This is a genomic window from Pseudoalteromonas rubra (genome assembly GCF_004212645.1).
GTDB lineage: Bacteria > Pseudomonadota > Gammaproteobacteria > Enterobacterales > Alteromonadaceae > Pseudoalteromonas > Pseudoalteromonas rubra_G.
In genome coordinates, this window is the sequence record NZ_PPUZ01000107.1 from 1 (window position 1) to 1,910 (window position 1,910).

Sequence of the window (1,910 nt, forward strand, 5' to 3'; positions counted from 1 at the left end):
CAGCTCAATGCCCAGGCGGCCAAACTGGCCGACTGTTTGCAAGAGCAAGGAGTTGAGCCGGGCGATCTGGTAGGCGTTTGTATGCCACGCAGTGCCTGTCTGATGGTCAGTTTACTGGGCGTGCTTAAAGCCGGCGCGGCGTATATTCCGTTTGAACCCAGTAATACTAAGGCCCGTAACCAGCAAATTATTGCTGATGCCGCGCTGGAATGGGTGATCGTCAGCGATGCGCTGGCTGCCCGCGTCCCCGATGCCGGGGTGGACCTGCTGTTACTGGAGCAGGATGTCACAGATGCAAACTGGCTCAGTGGCTATGACGCAGACTTCTGCGCCGAATCGGTTGCCCACGACAGCCCCGCCTATGTGATATACACCTCAGGCTCCACTGGTACGCCTAAAGGCGTAGAAATAAGCCATCGGGCGCTGATGGACTATCTGAATTTTGCCCTCAAAGACTATTATGCCGCTCATCTTAAGGGCTCGCTGCTGGTCACGTCCCATGGTTTTGATATTGGCGTGCCGAGCTTGTATTTACCGCTGTTAAGCGGCGGCAGCGTCGCGCTGCTGGACAATCAGGAGTTGTTACCGGCACTGAGCAAAGCCCTGAATGAAGCGGATGAGCCGCGACTGGTGCGAATGACGCCGCACCATGTGGAAGGGGTACTGGCTTTGCAGGAAAAACCACTTGCAGGCGTACAACACGTATTTGTGATTGGCGGTGAGCGCTTTGAGCGCGATGTGGCCCTGGCGTTACAGACGCAGTTCCCGGACAGCCAGCTGTTTAACCATTATGGTCCGTCAGAGGCCACGGTGGGCTGTGTGATGTATGACATCAGTGCCAATCAGGCCGACTTACCGGCACAGCTGCCCATAGGCCGGGCGATGGACAACACCTATGCTTATGTGCTGGATCCCCAGCTAAACGCCCTGCCACAGGGGGCGCGGGGCGAGCTGTTTGTCGGCGGCCCCTGTCTGGCCAGCGGGTATGTGAATAACCCGACGCTGAGCGCTGAGCGCTTTATTGACAACCCGTTTTATGACCCCAGTGATGCGACCAGCCCGGCGCGTTTATATCGCACCGGCGATCAGGTGCGTTATCAAAACAGTGGCGAGCTGATGTTTTTAGGGCGCATTGATGAGCAGGTTAAGATCCGGGGCTTCAGGGTCGAGCTGGGCGATATCAGCAGCCAGCTGCAGCAAATTGCGGGGGTTGAATCCGCTGAGGTGCTATGTAAGCGCCTGGCCACGGGGACAGAGCTTGTAGCCTATATCAAGGCCGAAGACCCGGCGCAGCTGGATGCGCTGTTGAACGACTGTGAACGTCTGCTGGGCGAGCAACTGCCCGCTTATATGGTTCCGAGTCACTTTGTTGGACTGGACAGCTGGCCGCTGACGGCGAACGGCAAACTGGATAAAAAAGCGCTGCCGGATCCGCAGGAAAAAGCAGCGGCTCAGCATGTTGCGCCACGCACAGCAACGGAGCAGCAGCTGGTTGAGTTGTGGTCTTCACTGTTAAAGTTAGCGCCGTGCCAGATAAGCGTAGACAGCAGCTTCTTTAAGCTGGGCGGTCACTCTTTGTTGTCGGTCCGCCTGGTGGCGGCGATTAAACAGGCCTTCGGGGTTGAATTCAGTATCAGTGAGTTATTCGAGCATGCCAGCATTGCCAGTCAGGGACAGCAGATAGCAGCGAAGCAGGCACAAGGCACTCAGGTCGCAGAGCGGATAACAGCGCAGGCACGCCCGGCGGATGGTCGGATGGTGGCCTCATTTGCACAGCAGCGACTGTGGTTTATTGATCGCTTACAGGGCGGCTCGGCGCAATACAATATGCCGGCGGCGTTTGAGGTGAGCGGTGCGCTGGACCTGAATGCGGTCGAAGCTGCACTGAGTACCATCATTGCACGTCACGA

1 protein-coding gene is annotated in these 1,910 nt (G+C 57.3%); it reads left to right on the forward strand.

The features are described from left to right. A partial coding sequence (locus C3B51_RS22275; protein ID WP_130246431.1) for a non-ribosomal peptide synthetase occupies positions 1 to 1,910 on the forward strand: 1,910 nt, incomplete at both ends.